This window comes from Butyrivibrio sp. AE3004 (genome assembly GCF_000703165.1).
Classification (GTDB): Bacteria; Bacillota; Clostridia; order Lachnospirales; family Lachnospiraceae; genus Butyrivibrio.
The window spans coordinates 2,848,265-2,871,696 of record NZ_JNLQ01000002.1 but is presented as its reverse complement, the minus strand read 5'-3'; the positions used below and the strand labels follow the sequence as shown (position 1 = coordinate 2,871,696).

The 23,432-nt window shown below is 40.0% G+C and carries 21 protein-coding genes; 20 read left to right on the top strand and 1 reads right to left on the bottom strand.

Annotated features, from left to right (window positions below):
* Nucleotides 1-94 precede the first annotated feature (94 nt).
* A complete protein-coding gene (locus BV60_RS0115370) occupies nt 95-1,483 on the top strand; it encodes an MBOAT family O-acyltransferase (RefSeq protein WP_242840989.1) in 1,389 nt (462 codons plus the stop codon).
* Nucleotides 1,484-1,498: 15 nt separating this feature from the next.
* On the top strand, nt 1,499-2,650 hold the full coding sequence (locus BV60_RS0115365; protein WP_029323135.1) for a hypothetical protein: 1,152 nt from the start codon (nt 1,499-1,501) through the stop codon (nt 2,648-2,650).
* On the opposite strand, the gene BV60_RS0115360 is transcribed toward BV60_RS0115365, so the two are convergent.
* Entirely contained in the window at nt 2,631-4,535 is a 1,905-nt protein-coding gene (locus tag BV60_RS0115360) for a hypothetical protein (RefSeq protein ID WP_029323134.1), read from the bottom strand. The two genes, BV60_RS0115365 and BV60_RS0115360, sit on opposite strands and share 20 nt — an antisense overlap.
* A 147-nt stretch (nt 4,536-4,682) precedes the next feature.
* Between BV60_RS0115360 and BV60_RS0115355 the strand changes: the two genes are divergently transcribed.
* The 18 genes from BV60_RS0115355 to BV60_RS0115270 all read left to right on the top strand — a co-directional run bounded on the left by BV60_RS0115355 (nt 4,683) and on the right by BV60_RS0115270 (nt 23,416).
* Nucleotides 4,683-5,678 (top strand): radical SAM/SPASM domain-containing protein, encoded by a 996-nt coding sequence (locus BV60_RS0115355; protein ID WP_029323132.1) that lies wholly within the window; start codon nt 4,683-4,685, stop codon nt 5,676-5,678.
* A gap of 65 nt (nt 5,679-5,743) precedes the next feature.
* Complete coding sequence (locus tag BV60_RS0115350) at nt 5,744-7,501, top strand: DUF6044 family protein (RefSeq protein ID WP_029323130.1); 1,758 nt, start codon at nt 5,744-5,746, stop codon at nt 7,499-7,501.
* 14 nt (nt 7,502-7,515) lie between these two features.
* The gene (locus BV60_RS0115345) at nt 7,516-8,460 is read left to right on the top strand and encodes a glycosyltransferase family 2 protein (RefSeq protein WP_029323128.1); all 945 of its coding nucleotides are present in this window, start codon (nt 7,516-7,518) and stop codon (nt 8,458-8,460) included.
* Nucleotides 8,460-9,665, top strand: coding sequence for an SGNH/GDSL hydrolase family protein (locus BV60_RS0115340; RefSeq protein ID WP_029323126.1), 1,206 nt, complete (start codon nt 8,460-8,462; stop codon nt 9,663-9,665). The genes BV60_RS0115345 and BV60_RS0115340 overlap by 1 nt, the downstream gene beginning before the upstream one ends.
* A gap of 196 nt (nt 9,666-9,861) precedes the next feature.
* Nucleotides 9,862-11,166 carry an MBOAT family O-acyltransferase gene (locus BV60_RS0115335; protein WP_197029577.1) on the top strand — a complete coding sequence of 435 codons (1,305 nt, stop codon included), beginning with the start codon at nt 9,862-9,864 and terminating at the stop codon, nt 11,164-11,166.
* A gap of 12 nt (nt 11,167-11,178) precedes the next feature.
* The gene (locus BV60_RS0115330; RefSeq protein ID WP_029323123.1) at nt 11,179-12,684 is read left to right on the top strand and encodes a hypothetical protein; all 1,506 of its coding nucleotides are present in this window, start codon (nt 11,179-11,181) and stop codon (nt 12,682-12,684) included.
* A 26-nt stretch (nt 12,685-12,710) separates the two neighbouring features.
* The gene (udk, locus tag BV60_RS0115325) at nt 12,711-13,337 is read left to right on the top strand and encodes a uridine kinase (protein WP_029323121.1); all 627 of its coding nucleotides are present in this window, start codon (nt 12,711-12,713) and stop codon (nt 13,335-13,337) included.
* Between the two features lie 2 nt (nt 13,338-13,339).
* Nucleotides 13,340-14,521, top strand: coding sequence for a DUF6077 domain-containing protein (locus BV60_RS0115320; protein ID WP_029323119.1), 1,182 nt, complete (start codon nt 13,340-13,342; stop codon nt 14,519-14,521).
* Between the two features lie 60 nt (nt 14,522-14,581).
* Nucleotides 14,582-15,343: a hypothetical protein gene (locus tag BV60_RS0115315; RefSeq protein ID WP_029323117.1), complete on the top strand. Its 762-nt coding sequence runs from the start codon at nt 14,582-14,584 to the stop codon at nt 15,341-15,343.
* A 138-nt stretch (nt 15,344-15,481) separates the two neighbouring features.
* Entirely contained in the window at nt 15,482-16,804 is a 1,323-nt protein-coding gene (locus BV60_RS0115310) for an MBOAT family O-acyltransferase (RefSeq protein WP_197029576.1), read from the top strand.
* An 83-nt stretch (nt 16,805-16,887) separates the two neighbouring features.
* Nucleotides 16,888-17,967, top strand: coding sequence for a hypothetical protein (locus BV60_RS0115305; protein ID WP_029323114.1), 1,080 nt, complete (start codon nt 16,888-16,890; stop codon nt 17,965-17,967).
* Between the two features lie 27 nt (nt 17,968-17,994).
* Nucleotides 17,995-18,975, top strand: a complete 981-nt coding sequence (locus BV60_RS0115300; protein WP_029323112.1) for an SGNH/GDSL hydrolase family protein — start codon at nt 17,995-17,997, stop codon at nt 18,973-18,975.
* A gap of 4 nt (nt 18,976-18,979) precedes the next feature.
* A complete protein-coding gene (locus BV60_RS0115295; protein ID WP_197029575.1) occupies nt 18,980-19,387 on the top strand; it encodes a transporter in 408 nt (135 codons plus the stop codon).
* The gene (locus tag BV60_RS0115290) at nt 19,384-19,722 is read left to right on the top strand and encodes a multidrug ABC transporter (RefSeq protein ID WP_029323109.1); all 339 of its coding nucleotides are present in this window, start codon (nt 19,384-19,386) and stop codon (nt 19,720-19,722) included. Before BV60_RS0115295 ends, BV60_RS0115290 begins: the two co-directional genes overlap by 4 nt.
* Before the next feature lie 103 nt (nt 19,723-19,825).
* The gene (gene rfbB / locus BV60_RS0115285; protein WP_029323107.1) at nt 19,826-20,914 is read left to right on the top strand and encodes a dTDP-glucose 4,6-dehydratase; all 1,089 of its coding nucleotides are present in this window, start codon (nt 19,826-19,828) and stop codon (nt 20,912-20,914) included.
* A 132-nt stretch (nt 20,915-21,046) separates the two neighbouring features.
* The gene (locus BV60_RS0115280; RefSeq protein WP_029323105.1) at nt 21,047-21,973 is read left to right on the top strand and encodes a glycosyltransferase; all 927 of its coding nucleotides are present in this window, start codon (nt 21,047-21,049) and stop codon (nt 21,971-21,973) included.
* Between the two features lie 143 nt (nt 21,974-22,116).
* Nucleotides 22,117-22,986, top strand: coding sequence for a glucose-1-phosphate thymidylyltransferase RfbA (rfbA, locus tag BV60_RS0115275; RefSeq protein ID WP_029323103.1), 870 nt, complete (start codon nt 22,117-22,119; stop codon nt 22,984-22,986).
* A complete protein-coding gene (locus tag BV60_RS0115270; RefSeq protein WP_029323101.1) occupies nt 22,976-23,416 on the top strand; it encodes a hypothetical protein in 441 nt (146 codons plus the stop codon). The genes rfbA and BV60_RS0115270 overlap by 11 nt, the downstream gene beginning before the upstream one ends.
* The last annotated feature ends 16 nt before the right edge of the window (nt 23,417-23,432 follow it).

Genomic DNA, 23,432 nt, shown 5'->3' with positions numbered 1-23,432 from the left:
CATAAATGATGTAATAGAATATGTTCCGGTACAAATTTTTTAGAAATGGAAAAGAAATATGGTTTTTAGTTCAACAGTCTTTATATTTTGTTTTTTGCCGGTAACGATCATCGGCTATTTTTTGATAAATAATCTGACCTATAAAAATACCTGGCTTCTTATCATGAGCCTTGTATTTTTTGGATGGTCACAACCGGGATATCTGTGGATCATATTTTTAAGCATTCTTATTAACTATCTTGGCGCTTATGCAGCCTTTGTGGCAGAGGCTAGATCAAAAGTTGCAAAAAGAGCGGTGCTTTTTGCAGCAATAGCAGCAAATCTCTCGCTTCTTTATTATTTCAAATACTTTGACTTTACGATTCAGACCATAAACAGTATAGGACATACAGAAATTCCACTGAAAAATATAATACTTCCTATAGGTATATCCTTTTTTACCTTCCAGGGAATGAGTTATGTAATAGATGTGTATAGAGGGGAGGTTCCGGTTCAGAAGAATCCCTTTAAGGTTGCGCTTTATATTGTGTTGTTTCCTCAGCTGATAGCCGGACCTATCGTTAGATATACAGATATTGCGAATGAGATTGGCAGCAGGAAAACCACTATCAGCGACTTATCTTCAGGAATTACACGTTTCGTCATAGGACTTGGCAAAAAGGCTATTATTGCCAATACAATGGCAGAGGTTGCGGATGGAATATGGAATGGAGACATCGCAGGCAACACCGTTCTCATCGCATGGCTTGGAAGCATAGCATATTCGCTCCAGATATTCTATGATTTTTCGGGATACAGTGATATGGCTATCGGGCTTGGACGGGTATTTGGATTTCACTTTATAGAAAACTTTAACAGACCATATATTTCAAGAAGCATATCCGAGTTCTGGAGAAGATGGCATATTTCACTTTCGACATGGTTTAGGGATTATGTGTACATTCCCCTCGGAGGTAATAGGAAACACCTCTATAGAAACCTGTGGACTATATTCTTCCTGACGGGTCTCTGGCACGGAGCGTCCTGGCATTTCGTTATTTGGGGACTTTGGAACGGATTGTTCATGGTTATTGAGAGGCGTTTTAGAAAGAGACTGATGTCCGAGGATGTTTCTGTACCCAAAAGAATTCTTCAGCATATCTATGCACTTTTTATCATAAATATCGGATGGGTGCTTTTTAGAGCAGATACACTCTATATGGCCCTTAAGTACATCGGTACAATGTTTGGGGTCGGCCTCTCAAAAACACCTGGATTTACCATATTCTGGCATCTTAACTGGTGGGTTGTTTTTGTTCTCGTAATCGCAGTAATTGATATAACCGGAGGGTTCATCAGACTTAAGGATGGTGTTTTTAGGAAAATATCAACACCTGCTCTTTATAAGACGGCTAAGGCTGTTGCAATTTACGGAATTCTTATTTTGTCAGTTATGAGAATAATGTCCGGGACTTATAATCCGTTTATTTATTTTCAGTTCTGAGAAAGGCCCTTCACAATGAAAAAAGATTTATCTGAAAAAATATATATTGCCGGCTTTGCAATCATGCTTCTATTGCCGCTTGTGTTCATTAATTTTGATCCGGAAGCCATATCGGAAAAAGAAAACAGATATTTGACAGGTATTCCCCAAATCATAAAGGATGGAGAAATCAATAAATCTCTTCCGACAGATATCGAGAGCTACCTTGATGACAGAATAGGCTTTCGTGATGAACTTATTTCAGCAAATGCACTGATGCAATATCATTTATTCGGCAGGATGGAAAACGGAAGCCGTTACAGGCTTGGGCCTGACGGAGAATTTAATATTATAGAGAATGATATGGTGGAAACCTATCAGCACTTTAATCTTTTTACTGACGAAGAGCTACAAAAGCTTACAAGTGATTATCTGACAATATCTGATTATCTGAAGGAAAATGGTGCTGAGTTCTATTATATGCAGTGCTGGGATAAGCAATCCATATATCCCGAATATTTTCCTGACAGTGTCAATAGTTACGGCGATATTTCAAGAACAGATCAGCTTATGACATCACTTACAAAAACTACAGATGTTAAGGTCATCCCTCTGAAGAATACATTTATAGAGAATAAGCAAAATTACGAAGTTTATTCCAAGTATGGTGATCCGGTTCACTGGACTTGGCGGGGGGCATTTCTTGGATATCTTGATACAATGAATGCGCTTAATGAAGACAGAACTGTTCCGTTTAAAGTGCTTTCGGAGAGTGATTATGATATCACGATGACAGACCAGGGTATGAGCTTTTACGGCGGCGTTAAAAGAGAGAATGTATCTGAGAACTTTGAACTGAAGAAAACAGATGCGGTAATGAATGAAAATTATGATGAGGAACATGAAGCTTTTGATGGCTACAATACTTATCATTTCATCAATGACAAAGCAGGTAATGACTGTAAAACACTTATCATATGTAACAGCTTTATTGTAAACTACTTAAAGGAAGATTTTGCGGAGTCTTTCGGAGATACACTTGTTGTCTGGCATGATGTGGACAAAAGCTTTGTTAAATGGATTGAAGACTACAAGCCTGATATTGTGATTTACGAGATGGTTGAACGTTATGCTGCCTATGGAAATGTTCACAAGGCAGCAAAAGCAATCAGGAAATCGGGACAATAACAAGAAAATCACCAAAAGATTTTATATCAACTGCTTCGGGATTATATCCCGGAGCGTTTTTTATTGTGTCCATCTGTGATTCATGAAGAATAAAGATATTGCCTTCAGACAGATATGAAAGGGCATTATCTGTTATATCTTCAGGGAGCCCAAATCTGAAGTGAGTAAAGGAGTCAGCAATCCTAAACTCGGCATTTGGATCTTTATAATGAACCGTGTTTATAAAATCATATGGATTTGTTTTTGTGTAATAAAGCGCTATCATAAAGGGCGCTGATACATGCTCATAGGTTGAGTATATTATGGCATCACCCGAAGCCTTTTTGTCTGCATATGCGCAGGCTTCGCCATAACCGGGCATATAGGCATCACGGCTTAATTCGTTGAATTCGTTAAAATATGTTTTGCAAAAGAACAATGCGGAGGCCATGAAAAGAGCAGGCGCAATACTCTTTAGGAAAATGGCAAAAAAGCGGACAAGCTTTGATGCTGAGGTTTTTTCAATGGTGACAAAAGCATCAACAACAAAGATGTAGCCACGTGCCATGTAGTAGATCACGGGTATGAAGATCAGGACCATTCTGGTTATGTCTTCTTCAACAAACAGTCCGAAGACAAAAGCCGGGATAAAGAGGCTGAGGATAACCTGATCGAGGAGAGCTCCACGTTTTACCCTGATCATGCTTATGATTACCCCAAGTAAAGTAATAGGGAAAGTAAAAGCAAAAAGTGGAGGGAATCCGGGTATATAGTTAAGAATCTGCTCATCAGAGCATCCGATTGCCAGATTTTTAATGATGACCAGGAGATTTTGCAATGCGGACAAAAGCATCCCTTCACCTGTTGTAAATATAGAGCGTCTGGCAGTGAATTTTGTCACGGAAAAGAAAGGAGTGATTATCTGTGGCAAATCAAGCGTATTTATTGCGTAAAACAATAATAATGGTGAGGAAACTATTATAAATACAAGTATGCCGATAAGAATCTGAAAAGCAGTAATGCGACGTTTCCTATGAAAAATCACGCACAATAAAATCAAATGGACAGGAATGATAAAAGTAGCGCTACCGTAGCTGTAGAGTGTGAGTGCATAAACAAAAGCAGAAGCAGCAAACAAAAGAGTTGAGACGGAATCGGATGCGCTTAATGTGCGACTTTTTTTTCTGTCCTTGTTTTTAAAAAGAGTGCCGATACTTTCAAATGAAGTGGATTCCTTCTGCCTTCCCGCACCCATGATAAAAAGAAGCAGTGCCAAAATGACAAAGAAAGGCATGGTGTTACTGTCCAGACTCCATCTTGAGAGCATAACATGCCATGGGCAAAGAGCCATAATGCAAAGGCTTACTATGGGTAACCACAGATATTCGCCCAAAACATACTGCAGAGTAAGATTGCCTTTATTTTCGATAAAAGATTCCCGGCTTAAGCGTTTTATGAGAAAAAAGAAAACAATAAGTGTTATTACTCCCAAAATAGCAGGAAGTGACCTTAGTGTCAGTGAACTGCTGCCAAAAAGAAATGAGGTCACCGCATTCAGATAGATCATAAGCGGACTTCCACCGCCTGAGCCGTAAGTAATGGGATAAACGGGATATCTGTTGCCGTCTCTGTCTATACCAAATACAGAAAGAATATAAGCCTCATAACCTATGGAAGCCTCATCCTGATGAAGGCCGGCCGGAATCTGCGATAACTTATAAAAACGCAGAGCAGCACCTATCATCACAAGTACAACAGGCAATAAGACAGTATATATTTTGCTAAAGGTGACATCGGATAGATTGATCTGTGAAAAAGAATTACCTGAGTTTTTGCGGTAAAGATATAAAGCAAAAACAATTAGTCCCAAATAGATAATAAGCGATACCGTATTTACAGTTCCCATAACCTTCTCCCTGATTTTCGAAAGCCGGTAGATTTAGTTCTTTAATTATAGGGAACAGAAATCTGATAGTCAAACGCTAAGTTGAAAAAAAAACTACCTATGATATAATAAGCGCTGTTGTAGATAAAAAAATACGGAGGATACACGATGCCAATTAAGGTAAATAGTTTTATGGGCAAATTCGGATGGTTTGCTAGAAAGCATTTTCCAATGCTTGCCAGCGAAGCATACCTTAAACTTCAGTTTGCTACGAGACATAAACAGCAACAGGATTATATAGATTATTTCATGAACGCAAAAGAAGTCCCGATGCCGAACGTTGTAAATATCGAGACAATAAACAGATGTAACTCTACATGTGCTTTTTGTACAGCCAACGTTCACGCAGAGAAGAGACCACTTTGCAAGATAGACGATGATCTTTACAAGAGCATTATAGATCAGCTTGCAGACTGGGGATATAAAGGACACCTTACTCTTTATGGCAATAACGAGCCTTGGCTTGATACCAAAATTGTTGAGCGCCATAAATATGCAAGAGAGAAGCTTCCGGAGAGCTTTATTTTTATGAGCACGAACGGACTGATTCTTAGTATTGATAAGGTTAAGCAGATTCAGCCATATATCGATCAGCTTATAATCAATAACTATAGTATGGAATTTAAGCTTCATAAGAACATTCAGGAGATTTACGATTATGTAAAGGCTCATCCCGATGAATTCAAGGATATCGATATCGAAATTCAGATGAGATATCTTCAGGAGGTTCTTACTAACAGAGCGGGGTCAGCACCCAATAAGCAGGCAACGGAAAAAGTCATAAAGGAGACTTGTCTCCTTCCTTTTACTGATATGTGGATTATGCCTAACGGTAAGCTGGGACTTTGTTGCTGTGATAACTTTGAGGTTACAAATTATGCCGATCTTGCGACAACAAGTCTCAAGGACGGATGGGCTTCAGAGGAATTCATGGCTGTCAGAAGAAAGATCGCTGCGGGCAGACAGAATGAGTCGTTCTGTAAGCACTGTGACTTTATAGACGCAGGATTCCGTATGACAATCGTTAAAGCAATCCTTGAAGGAAGAGATCCTAATAAGCTCGGCGGACATGAGAGAATGGGATTGTTCAAGAAGGAAGACTGATCCGGTGATCGGAGCCTTTTTGATATTTAATGTTATTAGCAGGGCATTACTATAGAGGAGAGATCGTGAAAGGTTTAGCCGGAAAAATATTATCCAGATGGTATATCTGTCTTATAGGACTGTTTATGATATCTGTTTTTGCTATGTACATGATTGTTGGTGAAAACAGCTACATAGCAGTGCCGGATAATCTGGATCTTTTCGTAGCACAATATAAAATGATGAAGAATACAGGGACATTTTGGGCTCATGGCGCAGATGTCCCATTTCTTAATGGGATAAGCAGAGACAATCTTCCGGGTGAATTTTATCTGTACAGTGTTTTGTTCATGATAATGCCGGCATATCCTGCGTATGTTGTCGGCTATATTTTAAAGATTGTTATAGCTATTGCTTCATGTCTTCTTCTCTTTAAGGATTTTCTGCCTGATGAGAAACCCGGAGATATAGCGTGGATATGTTCCTTTGCATATGGAATATTAAACCTTTTTCCGGCGTTCGGAATTCCCTTTGCTTCAATACCGCTTGCTATATATCTTCTTAGGAAAATTTACAGGATAGGCTTTAAGAAAGAGGCTTTAAAGTACTTTGTACTTCTGTTTTTTTATCCGGTGGTTTCGTATTTCTCATATTTCGGAATGTTTATTTTGGGATATCTTGTCCTCGCCATCATCTGGAGATGGATAAGTGATAAGAAACTTTCTTTGCCCTTATGCGTAGGACTCGTAATATTGGCAGCAGGCTTTGTGATTTTTGAATACAGATTATTCGGAGCAATGCTGTTTTCCGATGAAGTGACCATAAGAAGCACAATGAAAGATGCTTCAATGGGATTATCCGGAATTCTTACGGAAAGCTTTGATGTATTCAAGAATGGGATGATGCATGCGGACGATGCTCATTCGTATTTGGTGTTTCCGCTGTGCATGCTTTATTTTGTGGTTCTTAATGCCGGTTATATTTTAAAGCGGGATTTTAAAGGAATCTTTCATGATATATATAATTTCTTTATGCTGCTTCTTGTCTTTAACAGCGCAGTTTACGGAATATATTACAGCGAAGGAATGAGAGATTTTGTGGCATTTGTTTTGCCCCCACTTACAGGCTGGCAGTTTAACAGAACTATTTTCTTTAGTCCTTTTTTGTGGTATGCACTATTGTTTATTCTTTGTAGGAGAATGGCATCTAAGGAGAATGTTTTTATCCGCATAGCTGCGAGACTTATACCTGTAGCTGCAGTGTTCGTAATTCTGCTTGGGTCGGGTCATTACAATGATCTCTATGATACTGTTTACGGAACGGCTTACAGGATAAAGACAGGACAAGAAGTGGACAGACTGAGCTATGGAGAGTTTTACTCGGAGGAGCTTTTTGATAAAATAAAAAGCGATATCGGCTACGACAAAAACGAGTGGGCTGTAGCCTACGGAATGCATCCCGCTGTTCTTGAATATAACGATATTGCCACTCTTGACGGATACCTTGGCTTTTATTCGCAGGAGTATAAGGAGAAATTCAGAAGGGTAATAGCTCCTGCACTTGAACGCAAGGAAAACACCAGGATTTATTTTGATGACTGGGGAGCAAGATGCTATCTCTATTCCGGAACAGATGATTCTATCGTAATGGCTACGAAGAGCATGACCGGGGTTACAGACACAGATATTTACATTGATGCGGAAGCACTCAGGGACCTTTCATGCGACTACATTTTTTCAAGAATTGAAATCAGTAATGCTGATGAAAAGGGCCTTTTTCTTAAGGGCGTTTATGAGGATACTTCATCGCCTTATACAGTATATGTATATACATTAAAATATTGAACGTGAGGTTTGAAATGGATAAGATAGCAGTACTCATACCCTGCTACAATGAAGAGCAGACAATTGAAAAGGTTATAAAGGATTCAAGGGCAGCTCTTCCGGAAGCTGTAATTTATGTATATGATAACAATTCTTCTGATCGCACTTCTGAAATTGCTGATGCTAACGGGGCGATTGTCCGCCACGAATATGTTCAGGGAAAAGGTAATGTAATCAGAAGAATGTTCCGCGAAATTGATGCGGAGTGTTATGTTATGGTAGACGGAGATGACACCTATCCTATGGAGTCTGCTCCCGGAATGTGCAGACTGGTTCTTGAGAAAAATGCGGATATGGTCGTCGGTGACAGACTTTCCTCAACATATTTTACCGAAAACAAGAGACCTTTCCACAATTTTGGTAACAGTCTGGTAAGAGGGAGCATAAATCGACTGTTTGACTGTGATATCAGAGATGTTATGACGGGATTTAGGGCATTTAGTTACGAATTTGCAAAGACTTTTCCAGTTTTGTCCACAGGTTTTGAAATTGAAACTGAGATGACAATACATGCTGTTAACAATCATATGCAGATTGAGAACTACATTATTGAATTCAGGGACAGGCCTGCAGGTTCGGAATCAAAGCTTAATACATATTCAGACGGGATGCGGGTGCTTATGACAATCGCAAGGCTGTATAGGGACTATAAACCGATGGGATTTTTTGCGATTATTTCACTTGTCCTTGCAATCGTGTCGGTGGCTTTCTTTATACCGATTTTCGCTGCTTATCTTGAAACAGGGCTTGTTGAAAGGTTTCCGACTCTTATCGTTTGCGGTTTTGTAATGATGGCAGCTCTTTTGTCCTTCTTTGCCGGAATGATACTTCACAATCTGACAATTAATCACAGAAGAGAGTTTGAGATGAGACTTATAAGTCTCCATGCGGATAAGAAGAGGATGATGGAGGAGAAATAATGAAAAAAAGAATAATGGCGGGGATTACAGCTATTTTACTAACAGTGGCATTGACCGGTTGTGGGGACCCTTCTAAGCTTACTTCCCGGAAAACGGAGGATAATGTCGTTGCTGAGGAAGAGATAAAGGGAGAAGTTTCCGGCGCTGAGGCATCTGATGCTTCATCAAACGACAGCGGGGAACAGAACGAATCCGGGGCTCAGGATTCCGTGGAAGAAGGAGCTGCAGAAGCACAGGCGACAGGCGATGATTCGTCAGCTGTTTCTTCAGGAAGCGCTTCTTTTGATCCTCAGGAAATAGTGGAACCGGAGCTTCCTGCTGAGGAAGTTCAGCAGCCTGCGGAAACGTCTGTAGAGGAGGTTGTTGAAGAGCCTGCAAAGGCAGAAGAGGATAAATATTACGATATAGTCTTTATAGGTGACAGCCAGTTTGACAATGCAAGAGGAACGGCATCTGACATTCCTTCTTATACATGCGCACTTCTTGGCAAGAAAGTTAAATTTTATAATTTTGCCATAGGAGGAACGGCAGCCTCTCTTCAGAGAGGGATGGGGATTGACCTTGATACGTTTAATGAATCCTGTTTTGTTGGTATTGCCTATGCATTTGTCGGAAAAATAGATTCGGGATTCCTGGATCAGTATCCCGCCGGTGCCGAGATGAAAAAAATCACGCCGGAGAAAGTTGATCTTTATGTTATTGAGTACGGTGCCAATGATTACATAAATGGTAAAGATCTGTTTAACCCCGATAATGAGTTTGATGTTCAAACCTATAACGGAGCATTGTCTGTGGGAATTTCTGAACTTAAAAAAGCAAGCCCAAATGCAAAGTTTATCATCTGCGGTCCCTCATACTGCATGTGGTACAATGCTGACGGTTATGCTATAGGTGACAGTTACACCGTAAGTAAGGGAATAGGACCTTTGTCTGAGTATTCCAATACCGCAAGCAACCTTGCAAATGCATGCGGATATGATTTTATGGACTCTATGTATGCTTCACAGTTTGACTTAAAGATAGAAACTGTGGATGATTATCTCTCAGACGGACTTCACTATAATGAGAAAGGACGTCAGGTGTATGCGGCCGTGCTTGCTCACAGGATTCAAAAGCTGAGAGGGCTTGATGATAGTGAGATGCCGTATGTGGAAATTAATAATTTTGATTTCTGGGAATATAAAGACAGCTTAAAGAAAAAATAATATTTTCAGGGAAGTGCCGGATGACCTCCGACACTTCTTTTTTATTGCTAAGTTTGCTATACTTAACCTTAATATTATCTATAAACGAGGGCGAACAATGCAGCTTATTTCTTTGCAGTTTTTAATTTTTTTACCGGCAATGGCCTTAATCTATTTTTTGATCCCGGCAAAGCTAAGGTACTTGTGGCTTTTTTTGATGAGCTGGGCATTTTATCTTTCTCTTGACCTGAGAGGTTTCCCGATGCTGCTTTTTACATCGGTATCGGCCTATGTCGGTGCAAGGATTATTGAAAAAATCGAAGGAAAAAAGAAAAAAGCGGTACTTGCCATAACCATAGGGGCGAATCTGCTTATTCTTGCTCTTTCAAAATATGCAGGTATTTCTTTGCTTTCGGCAGTTGGCATGTCGTTTTTTATGTTCATGGCCATAGGATATCTTGTGGATGTTTATCGTGGGGATCTTTATGCTGAGAAGAACTTCTTTTTGCTTTCATTGTTTATATCATTTTTTCCCCAGGTAACATCGGGACCTATCGAGCGTGCAGGGCATATGCTTAGACAGTTCAGAGAGCCCAAGAACTTCAGTTATGATAAGATGAGGGATGGCCTTCTGCAGATGATGTGGGGCTACTTCATGAAGATGATAATTGCAGACAGGTGTGCAATTCTTGTTTCCGCTATTTATTCAGATCCTGTGAAGTATGCCGGAACAGCTACTCTCATAGCATCTATCCTCTATACATTTGAAATTTACTGTGATTTTGGCGGCTACAGTAATATAGCTATCGGTTGTGCGAAGGTTTTGGGATTTGACCTTATGAAAAACTTCGATGCACCCTATCTGTCATCAAATGTACAGGAATTCTGGAGGCGTTGGCATATTTCGCTATCCTCCTGGTTCAAGGATTATCTTTATATTCCTCTTGGGGGAAACAGAAAGGGAACAACAAGAAAATACATCAATATTTTAATAGTATTTATTCTTAGCGGATTGTGGCATGGAGCCAATTATACCTTTGCGATATGGGGACTTTTACATGGTATGTATCAGGTGGCCGGACATGCACTTATGCCTGTAAGGGAACGCTTGTGTGAATCTTTTAAAGTGGAGAAGAACAGCTTTTCACACAGGTTTTTGAAGATAATAATCACGTTTTTACTGGTGAACCTTGCGTGGATCTTTTTCAGGGTTCAGGATTTTAAAACTGCAATATACATGGTGACGCATATCTTAAAGCCTGCTCCCTGGTTTATAAGTAAGGGCATGCTGTACGGGCTTGGACTGGACAGACAAAATGTACTTCTTCTTTTTGCGGCAATAGGTCTTCTTATAGGTGCTGATGTTGCAAATAAGCGCGGAATATGTATCGCTGACAAGATCAAAAATCAGGGAATATGGCTCAGATGGCTTATTTATATTGCTGCGATTACTTTTATAGTAACCTGTGGAATATGGGGACCCGGCTATGATGCTGCGGGATTTATATATCAGAACTTTTAAGGAATTACGATAATGAAGAGAAAACTGATTCTTGTACTTAAAACCTTTATATTTCTTGTGCTGCTTGCAGGAACGCTGTTTGCGGTAACTCTTATCACAGAGAGAAAGACCAGTTATATGAAAAACAGGGATTTCTTTGAGGAAGCAAAGAAAGATCATCTTGATGTGCTGTTTCTTGGCTCATCTCATGTGATAAACGGAATAAATCCCATTGACCTTTACAAGGATTACGGCATTACCTCCTACAATCTCGGTGGGCATGGAAGCCTTTTAAAGGAAAGCTACTGGCAGCTCATAAGGGCGCTTGATTATTGCAAACCGGATTATGTCGTGGTTGACTGTTTTATGATGGACAGAAACTATGAATACATTGATGAGATGTATGAGGAAACTCCTGAGGAGTTCAGACAGGCTGCGATCAGTCAGCTGCATCTGAATATGGATGCATATCCCTTAAGCAAACTAAAGATGGCAGCTGTTAAGGATCTTGTACATGATCCTGAGATACAAAAGCAGTATCTGTTTGATTTTATTGTTTACCACAACAGATGGAATGAACTTGAGCAGAAGGATTTTCAGAGACTTACCGGAACAGGCGAATACAATATGCTCATGGGCGCAGAGATGAAGCATGAGCTTGAGGGCAGTATAAAGGAAGAATATGAGTACGATGTAAATGCCCGTCTTCCCGAACATACCGTAAATGAAGAATACCTCATGAAAATAATAGATGAATGTCAGAGAGACCAAATAGGAGTGGTTGTGACTTTCCTTCCGTTTGCTGCTGAACCACAGGATATCCAGTCGGCAAATTCTGCAGGTGATATAGCTGCACAGTATGGAGTGCCTTACATTAATATGCTGCAGATGGAAGATATCATTGATATGGAAGCTGACTTAAGTGATCCCGGACATTTATCGTCAACAGGTGCAAGAAAGGTTACCTCTTATATCGGAAACTGGTTAAAGGAAAATGCAGAGCTTACAGATCACAGAGGTGATAACGAATATTCAAACTGGGATAAGCTTTGCGCATCATATAATAAGGAACTCCGTTCAAAGGAAGAAAACTACAGACTGCTTACTACGCAGATGAATCTGCTGACACTTGGAGATGTCAGCTTTGCTCTTTACCTGACCGAAGACTCTCCTGCTCTTCAGGACCCGTGGTTCAGACATCTTGTGACTAACCTGACAGGAACGGATAAAATAGATGAAGCAGGGAACAATCATCAGCAGTATTTTCTTCTTATGGACAGGGCATCGGGAAACAGCTACGAGGCTGTGGATTATGAGTCGATAGAAAAAATGAATACTTCAATGGGAGAAATGACTTATATACCTATTGAGAAAAGATTCCGTTTGTTGTATCTTACATCAGATGAAAATAACAATTTCCTGTATGATGATTCAAGACTGAGTGACGATATCCAGCTAATAATATATGATAACGAAAGCGGCGAGATGCTTTCTCATATATATTGTGAGTCATCACATACTTATGAAATTGATGAGTGACATGCAGATTTGAAAGAGAGGTTTTAATGAAAAAAATATGTATCGTAGGAATAGCCGGTGGCTCCGCATCAGGTAAAACAACTATTGTAAACAGGATAAGAGAACAGTTTGGCGATGACATTGTGGTTATCAGCCATGATTCATATTATAAAGCTCATAATGATCTTTCTTATGACGAGAGATCGAGACTTAATTACGATCATCCGTCTTCTTTTGATACAGAGCGCCTTATCAGTGATGTGGAAAAGCTTAAGAATGGAGAAGAGGTTGATATTCCGGTTTATGATTATGCAATACATAACAGATCCGATCAGACTATACATGTGGTGCCAAAGCCGGTAATCCTTCTTGAGGGTATTTTGATTCTTGAGAACAAACAACTTCGGGATCTGATGGACGTTAAGGTCTTTGTCGATACAGATGCGGACGAGCGACTTATGCGCAGAATAAGACGAGATACCATTGAAAGAGCAAGAAGCGTTTCGTCGGTACTGAATCAGTATGCGGAAACGGTTAAGCCCATGCATGAGCAGTTCGTGGAACCCAGTAAGAAATATGCAGATCTTATTATCCCGAGAGGTGGGGAAAACCTTACGGGAATCAATATCTTCACAGAGCATCTGAAAGCTATGCTTCGGGAGGAGGTTAACTGAGTATGGTGGTACTATCCGCTCTTTCTTTGATATTGTGGCTTTTTATAGTACCGATGGGGATGGGGTTTTTGATTCAGAGGATTCTTCCTCAGACGAAGAAGACAATAGGGATAACTTTTTTGTGCGGATATCTCGTATCGTTTGCGGTATTTGAGGTTATTGGGATATGGTGCATGATAAAAATTCCTTATGGTGCATTTCATAAGTGCAGCATAGTTTTTGCAAGCGTGCAGGGAGTGCTTGCAATTATCGGTTATGCCGGAAAAATATGGGATATACAAAGAGAATATATAAAGGATTCAAATATCTTTTATCTGATGTTTCCCGGAGATGAGAGGGCAAAACCGGAGGCAATTATAAGCCCGAGAACAGATGTTAGAGTAATGAAGTTTCAATATTCCCGTGAAAGCATGATCTATTGGGGATTGTTCGGAGCGATACTTGCTTTTCAGCTTGTTATGGCTGTTATAAAGGCTCCCTTCGACGGTGATGATTCTTACTATGTGGTTGAGTCACTTTTGGCACAACAGACAGACGTGATGAACACCATTCTTCCCTATACCGGAAGCTCGACATCACTTGATCTAAGGCATGCCATGGCGGTATTTCCGCTTTGGATAGCATTCATTGCAAGAATGAGCGGTATACATGCGACTATTGTTTCTCATACAATAATGCCTCTTCTTATTTTGCCGCTTATATATCTTATCTATCTTGAGATAGGAAGGATATTGTTTGGGGCAAGACAGGATATGCTGCCCATATATATGATATTCATTTCACTTATGACAATGTTCGGAAATACCTCCATATATACTCCGGAGACATTTCTGATGATGAGGACATGGCAGGGAAAAGCCATGGTTGCCAATTTTGTATTACCATTTGTCTTCTGGTTGTTTTTGTGGATGTTTGATGACTGCAGAAAGCCCGGATTTTTGTGGAAGGAAGAGACAAAGGGCGGCCTTAGATCCATAAGAAACAGCACATGGATACTCTTATTCCTTCTTAATATGGCGTCAGGGATTATGAGCTCTATGGGGATTATCTTTGGGACAGCACTTGCGGGACTTCTTTCGCTTTTGCTTCTGATATATACCAGAGACTTCAGGATTATCATTAAAGCAGTACTGGCTGTGATTCCGACGGGTGTATATCTTTTAATGTATAAATTCCTTGCATAGACAATAAAAGGGATTCGGGACAGGTATGAATAATAGTTTTTTGATGAGGTGAGTAGATTTATGTACGGAATTTTCATGGAGTGCTGGGTAATATTCAAGCTGTACGGCGGAAACGGGTATTTGCTTGCGCTCTTTGTCTTATCGCTTATATATCTGCTTTTTGCTGAAAAGGATAATAGAAAAAGACTGGTAATTGCTTTTGCTCCCTTTCTGGTTCTTGTAGGTTTCTTTATTCCTTATACAAGGATTGCGTATGTCGCGGTTTTAAGTGACGGAGGGGACACATACTACAGGCTTTTATGGCTTATGCCAATGTCTGTATGTATAGCTTATGCCGGTTGCAAGCTTTTTGTGAACCACAAACGTGTAGGCCTCGTTTTGTGCAGCGCAATTATTATTCTGTGTGGAAGCCTCGTTTATAAAAATGAGTATGTAAAGGATGCTGAAAATCCGTATCATATTCCGCAGGTGGTAATTGATGTATGCGATGAAATAAGTCCGGATGAGGATGAGCCAAGAGTAAGAGCGGTCTTCCCTTCCGAAATGCTTCATTTCGTAAGACAGTATGACACAAATATACTAATGCCTTACGGTCGTGATATAATTCACTGGAATTATTACAATGCTGTTCATGAGGCTTTTGAAAAGCCGGAGATAATAAATGCGAAAGAGCTTTTAGAAGCTACAAGGCAGACTCAGTGCAGATACATCGTTATGTATAAGGACAGGAAAATAGATGTGCCGCTTGATGAGATGGGCCTTAAACTTGTAAATAGCGTTGGAGGCTATAATATATTTGAGGATCCCGAGATTTCTCAGTGATCGGCTTTTGAAAGACCGGTAATTTGTGTAATGACTTTTAATTCATATTCTTTTATTTTTATATTCCTTCCCATATTTCTTTTTGGGGTGTGGGGACTACAGCATATAGGGCTTTTTACAGAAAAGAAGCAGATGCTGATGAAATTATGGCTGATAGCAATGTCAGCCTTTTTTTTCGTGGGATACGGAAAGCTTAGCTGCTTTGTTTTTCTTGGGAGTATTGCATTTAACCTTGCGTTTGCCATGCTTGCTGGAATGGGTAGAACAAAGCCGGACAGATTGCTTAAGGTCATAGCGATTATCTGTAATGTAATTCTTTTATGCTTTTTCAAATATATGAGTGACGGAGCAATGCCTGTTGCCATAAGCTTCTATACCTTTTCCCAGATTATGTTTATAGCGGAGCTTGGGAATGATGAAAAACAGTGCGGCATACTTGATTATTTATGCTATATCCTGTTTTTTCCGAAGGTTTTACAGGGACCCATTGCTGATTATAAGAATATAAATACAGGAATAGAAAAGCTTCATGAAGATGTTTTGGACTTTGAAAACATAGCTGAGGGTATGAGGCTGTTTACTTTGGGACTCGCAAAAAAGGTACTGCTTGCTGATGTGCTTGGAAAAGCGGCTGATTTTGGTTATGGCATATTAACAACGGCAACAGCTATGGATGCTCTGATAATTGCTGTGTCCTATTCTTTTCAGCTGTATTTTGATTTTAGCGGATACTGTGATATGGCAGAAGGCATCTGCAGGATGCTTGGTATGGATCTGCAAATTAATTTTGATGCGCCCTACAGAGCTGAAAATATCGCGCAGTTCTGGGACAGATGGCATATATCTCTGACAAAGTTTTTTACGAAATATATTTATATTCCGCTTGGAGGCAGCAGGAGAGGAAAACTTAGAACTTATATAAATATCATGGTTGTTTTTCTTATAAGCGGTATCTGGCATGGAAACGGCTGGGGATTTATTGTTTGGGGGATGATGCATGGCGTTCTCATGGTTATTACCAGATTTTACGGAAAGTATAAACGTAATAAGGAAACCGGGACAGTGGGAAGAACAGTAGGAACCATTCTTACATTTTTGTATGTCAATTGTGCATGGGTGTTTTTCAGAGCGCCTAAACTGTCTGACGCAAAGGTACTGCTGGGAAAACTTATAGATCCAAATGCCTGGAGTGGCCTTCATATAACGGTTAAACTCGCTGAATGCTTCATGGTTGATGAAATCTGGTATATTTTTAAGGTTACTCCGATTTCTGGATGGAATAAGAGTAACTACATCTGTATGTGGATAATAATGATAATTTCCGCATTTGTGATTTTTCGTGGAAAGACGGCCAGAAAGATTGCGGAGGAAAAGAAACATCCTTTTTTGTACGGAGTATTATTTGTGTGGGGAGTGGTAAGCCTTGGAGGTGTGAGCACTTTCCTGTATGTGAATTTTTAAGAGCCTGCATCGACAACTGATGGCAACAAAATAGATTTTAATAAGTGGTACCTCCTTAGGTCGAAGGGTTATGGTGATTTGTATTGAAAAATGTCAGTGGTAAAAAGTTCATAGCGTGTTTTGGAGTGACGGCTTTTATCATTCTGCTTCTTATATCGGTACTTGTTATATATGTGGATCCGTTTTTTCACTATCATGAGCCTGTTGCAGGGTTTCCTTATATAGTGGACAATCAGCTTTCGCAAAATCCTGGAATGGCAAAATATATGGATTATGACAGCTGTATAATCGGATCCTCTATGACTGTGAATTTTCATACCGACGATTTTTCGGAGCTGATGGGATTAAGTACTCTAAAACTCTCATACAGCGGCGCTTATCCAAGGGATGATTACAATATCCTTAGTATTGTTTTTGATAAGGATTCACCTGCCCGCAAAAAGAATGATGTTAAAGCGGTTTTTATAGGGGTGGATATACCGACGCTGACGGCGGATATAAATGAAATTAAGTACGAGCTTCCAATGTACCTTTATGACAATAATCCCGTAAATGATGTCAAATATCTTTGGAATAAAGATGTTCTGCTTGAATATATTTTAAAGCCTGTTATTCAGAAGAAGCCTTCGAATATGTCTGAAATCTATGCAAGCTGGTGGACTGAGGATTACTACAATATTCAGTATGTAATGCACGGATATGAAGCTCCGGAGCCTGTCAGTGAAGAGATGGAAAAAGATCTTTTGATTCCTCAGACAAAAGAGAATCTTGATAAAAATCTTCTTCCGTTTATTCGGGATAATCCGGATACTGTTTTTTATGTATTTTTCCCGCCTTACAGCATTCTTTACTGGAATAATGTGATAACGGAAAATCATCTTGAAGCGACTATGAATCAATATGCATTTGCGGCGAGTGAGTTTTTGAAGTATGATAATGTGCGTCTGTTTTATTTTCAGAACATGGAAGAAACAGTCACAAACCTCAATAATTATGCGGATTATACTCACTATAATCCCAGGGTTAACCGCTACATGACAGAGTGTTTCACCAGCGGAGAACACGAGGTAAAAAATGATATGGAATTTGAAGACGAACTTAACAAAATGCGCCATATAATAAACAGCTTTGATTTTGAGGAATTGTTTTCAAAGGAGTATTAGAGCTTTTGGTTGATGAGAGGATTTTTTATGGCAAATTACAGATCAGACGATAACCGCAGAAAAAAAAGAAGTGATGAGGGAATTCCCGGATGGGTTCATTTGGTGGTTTTAGGACTTATAGTAGTATTGTTTGCATACGGGGCTTTCAGGCTTATTAAATGGAACAAGGGTAAAACACTTGAAAAGGTAGAGATTGACCAATCCGAATATGAGGTTGAGCTTCTGGATCAGATTTTTCTTCTACCTTCGGAAAAAAAGGAAGGCCATGAGGATGATGGTAAGGAGACCGTCCTTGTGCTCGGAAATGATTCCGTAACTTACGACCTTACAGATGACAGCGTATGTTCTCTTATTGCAAAGAACACAGGTGCTGATGTTATAAATGCAGGCTTTGCCGGAAGTACCATTGCGCTTGGAAGTCCGGAAGGTGAGGGAGATGCAATGGACAGACTCAGCTTCTACAACATTGCAAAAGCAATCACGAATGATAACCGGAACGATGTACTCGATGCTACTTGGATACTCGGTGAGACAACCATGCAGCAGCATGCCCAGGCACTTGTTGATCTTGACATGAATACTGTGGATACATTGGTTATCTACTATGATGCATCAGATTATATAAAGCTCAGACCGGGTATGAACCCTAACGATAAGCTTGACCCCATGACTTATATGGGAGCTCTGGATGCGGGAATAAAGATGATCCAGGAAAAATATCCCTTCATTAGAATTGTCTGCATGTCATTTACATTTTGCTATGCGTATGATTCTGACGGTGTTTTGAAAAACGGTGATCGTGTTGACTTTGGAAACGGTAAGCTGACAACATATCTGCAGCATATGATCGATGTCTGTGGTGATACGGGAGTGTCATTTATTGATAATTACTACGGAACCATAGACGAAGGAAACAGCTCGGAGTATCTGCTGGACAACATACATGTGAATAAAGAAGCAGGCAGGCATATTGCGGAGCATTTTGCAAATGCGATTTATGGAGGATGACAGTGTGAAGAATAATAAATTGCTGAGTATAGTTTTTTTACAGGGAGCTGTGCTTATTTATTCTCTTACCACGGTTATAAGTAAGATAGTTTCCAATTATGCGTTTTTGTCGAAGGAGTTTATTCTGTTTTATTTCCTGGATTTTGCAGTTCTTGGAATTTATGCCGTATTATGGCAGCAGCTTTTGAAGAAGTTTGAACTGTCTATAGCATATGCAAATAAGGCAATGACGCTTCTTTGGTCTCTCCTTTGGAGTGTGGTTCTTTTTCATGAAGGTGTAACACCGGTTAAAATCATAGGTGTTATCCTCGTTATTGCAGGAACAATAATTCTGAACGCACCCGCAGCGGAGGATGGGGCAGAGAACGGCTCCGCCGCAGATGAGAGGAAAATGAAGGGAGGAAATCTATGATACCCTTTATATTCCTGATGCTTTTGGGACAGCTTATTGCTTCTTTTTCCCAGATAATGTTGAAAAAGAGTTCGCAAAAAGAATATCCCGGTTTTATCAGACAATACCTCAATGTTCTTGTTATAGGCGGATACGGTCTCTTGGTTGTGTCAATGCTCATTGCGATTATCTGCTATGGGCATATGCCTTACATGTATGTGGTCATAGTCGAGCCGCTTGGATATATTCTGGTAATGTTTTTGAGCCGTCTTGTATTTAAGGAAAAGATAACCAGAAACAAGATTTTTGGTATGATTTTAATACTGACCGGAATCCTTGTATTTTATCTCATGTAAATTGAGATACGAAAACTTTCTTGCGTGAAAAAAACATTGCGGTTATAATTTTATGAGCTTATTATTTAAGAGTATTTATATTTTATAAAAATAGGAGTGAAAAATGAGAACTTATCTTGTAACAGGTGGTGCCGGATTTATCGGTTCTAACTACATTCATTACATGTTTAAAAAGTATGACAATGAGATTCGCATCATCAATGTTGATGCTCTTACTTATGCAGGTAATCTTGAGAATCTCACAGATGTTGAGAACAGAGATAACTACACATTTGTAAAGGCTAACATTTGTGACAGAGAGGCTATAAATAAGATTTTTGAGGAGAACGACATCGACAGAGTAGTACATTTTGCTGCTGAGAGCCATGTTGACCGCTCTATCGTTAATCCTGAGATCTTCGTTGAGACAAACGTACTTGGTACTGCAACAATGCTCAATGCAGCTAAGAAGGCATGGGAGCTTCCCGATGGTTCCTTCAAGGAAGGCAAGAAATTCCTTCATGTAAGTACAGATGAAGTATACGGCTCACTTCCCGAGGATCCGAATGCATATTTCTATGAGACAACACCTTACGATCCGCACAGCCCTTACTCAGCTAGTAAGGCAAGCTCGGATATGCTTGTTAAGGCTTATATGGATACATATAAGTTCCCTGCAAATATTACAAACTGCTCCAATAACTACGGACCTTACCAGTTCCCGGAGAAGCTTATCCCTCTTATGATCCATAATGCGCTTGAGGGTAAGGCACTTCCCGTATACGGTGACGGTAAGAACGTTCGTGACTGGCTCTATGTTGAGGACCACGCTAAGGCAATCGACATGGTACAGGAAAAAGGAAAGCTTTTCGAGACCTATAACATCGGTGGCCACAACGAGAAGCAGAACATCGAGATCATCGAGACTATCATTGATGTTCTCCGTGAATCACTTGATGATTCAGATCCCAGAAAGGCTAAGATCACAACCGATCTTATCACATACGTTGAGGACAGAAAGGGGCATGACCGTCGTTATGCCATCGCTCCCGATAAGATCAAGGCTGAGATTGGCTGGGAACCTGAAACAATGTTCAAGGAAGGTATCCGCAAGACAATAAAGTGGTTCTTTGCTCATGAAGATTGGATGAAGAATGTTACAAGCGGAGACTATCAGAAATACTACGATAGCATGTACAGCGACAAGCTTTGATTTTCCGTTTTAATTAAGAATTGCGATAAAACAAGAGAGCTTTGGTAAGGCTTTTTACCGGGCTCTCTGTTGTTGCGTTTTAGGAACCATCTTTCGATTGAAGAATCTCGGATGATGCTATGGAGAAAAAAGATGAGTAAATTATCAATAGTTGTGCCGGTGTATTATAATTCAGACACACTGGAAATGCTTTACGATGACATGAAAGAAAAAATTCTGGGCAAACTTGGGGACTATGAAATAGTCTTTGTGGATGATGGCTCGGGTGATAATTCCTGGGAAATTATGAACAAGATTGCCGAGAGAGATAAAAATGTGGTATGCACAAGACTCTCAAGGAATTTCGGTGAACACTCTGCCATACTTGCAGGATTGTCGGTTTGCACCGGTGACTGTGCTGTTACAAAGCAGGCTGATCTTCAGGAGGATAGTACACTTATTCTGGAGCTCTACGAAAAATGGAAGGAAGGCAATAAGGTGGTTCTTGCTATCCGCGCAGAGAGGGATGAAGGTGCGGTTAAGAAGTTTTTTGCGGGGATGTATTATTGGCTTGTAAGAAAGACAATAAACAAGGATATGCCGCAGGGAGGCTGCGACTGCTATCTTTTGGACAGACAGGCTATTGAAGTTATTCAGCGCATGGACGAAAAGAACTCTTCTCTTACCCTGCAGGTAATGTGGATAGGCTTCAAGTCAGCAAAGGTATACTTCCACAGAAAGGACAGAACGGTTGGAAAATCCCGCTGGACCTTTGCCAAGAAGTATAAGCTTGTTGTTGATTCCATGATGAGCTTTTCGTATTTTCCCATCAGAGCTATAAGTCTAATAGGAGGACTTGTTGCACTCGCATCATTTATAGGAATAATAGGCGCTATCTATGAAAAACTGACGGTGGGTACGCCGATAGCAGGCTATGCTTCTCTTATGTGTGTGATCCTGTTTTCAACAGGGCTTATGATGATCACTTTGGGAATTCTGGGGGAATATTTGTGGCGTGCACTTGATGCGGCCAGATCAAGACCGCCGTTTATTATTGATGAAGTTCGTAAAAACGATTAATTGCTTGCGTAATAATAAACGAATGATAGATATAGCCATTTTATGTTATAGTATAAGGTGGTGTAGATTTAATTACACGAAACTTTTTGCTACATAGGCGCCATATTGCGCTGAGTACGTTTTTTATGATATGGAGGAAAACCATGAAAGGTATTATTTTAGCCGGAGGATCCGGAACAAGACTTTATCCACTTACAAGAGCAATATCAAAGCAGATCATGCCTGTTTATGATAAGCCTATGATCTATTATCCGCTTTCAACTCTTATGCTTGCAGGTATCAGAGATGTGCTTATTATTTCAACACCCAGAGACCTTCCGATTTTTGAGGATCTTTTCGGAACAGGTGAGCAGCTTGGAATGAATTTCTCATATGCTATACAGGAACAGCCAAGAGGCCTTGCTGATGCTTTTATCATCGGTGAGAAATTTATTGGTAACGATGGCGTTGCACTTGTTCTTGGCGATAATATCTTTTATGGTCAGAGCTTCAGTAAGCTTCTTAAGGAGGTTGCTGCCAGAGATAAAGGCGCTACAATCTTTGGATATTATGTTCGTGATCCCAGAGAATATGGCGTAGTTGAATTTGATGAAAACGGTAAGGCTATCTCAATAGAGGAAAAGCCTGAGCATCCAAAGAGCAATTATGCGGTTCCAGGCCTTTACTTCTATGACAATGATGTTATTGACATTGCTAAAAACGTAAAGCCTTCAGCAAGAGGTGAGATTGAAATCACAAGCGTTAACAACGAGTACTTAAGTCGCGGTGAGCTTCGTGTTGAGACTATGGGCCGAGGCTTTGCATGGCTTGATACAGGAAATCATGATTCTCTTCTTGATGCGGCTGATTTTGTATGCGCATTCCAGAAGAGACAGGGACTTTATGTTTCATGTATTGAAGAGATTGCTTATAAGAGAGGCTTTATTGATAAAGAGCAGTTATTGAAACTTGCTGAGCCTCTTATGAAGACTGATTACGGTAAATATCTTGTTGAGGTAGCAAATGGACTCTAAGACATTCAGGCTGTCTGTATTGGCAATATTTACGACAGTAGCTCTTATAGCAGTTGTTATTTATGCTGCTAACAGAGAGAAGATAAATTCAATGATAGGCAAAGAAACTGTTGCTGAGTCGGAAGAGAGTATACCCGAGGAAGAAAAGATCACCACTGAATATGGTGAGCAGATTGGTGACAATCTTAAAGGTTTTCTTACGGCGAATGACTTTTTTGACAAGAGCGAACAGAGACCGTCTGTCGTTGTTGTCGTAGATAACGTGCCAGTACCTGCGAATGCGGAAGACAGCATTGAACAGTCGTCAACTATAAATAATGATATACAGGATACTGAGGGCAGCTTACCCGTAGATATGGATAATCTTGTACCGGATGAGCATGGAATGCTTCATGAAGCTTCCGGAGTATCACAAGGAAATGCAAATTAGATTTTGGAGGATTTAT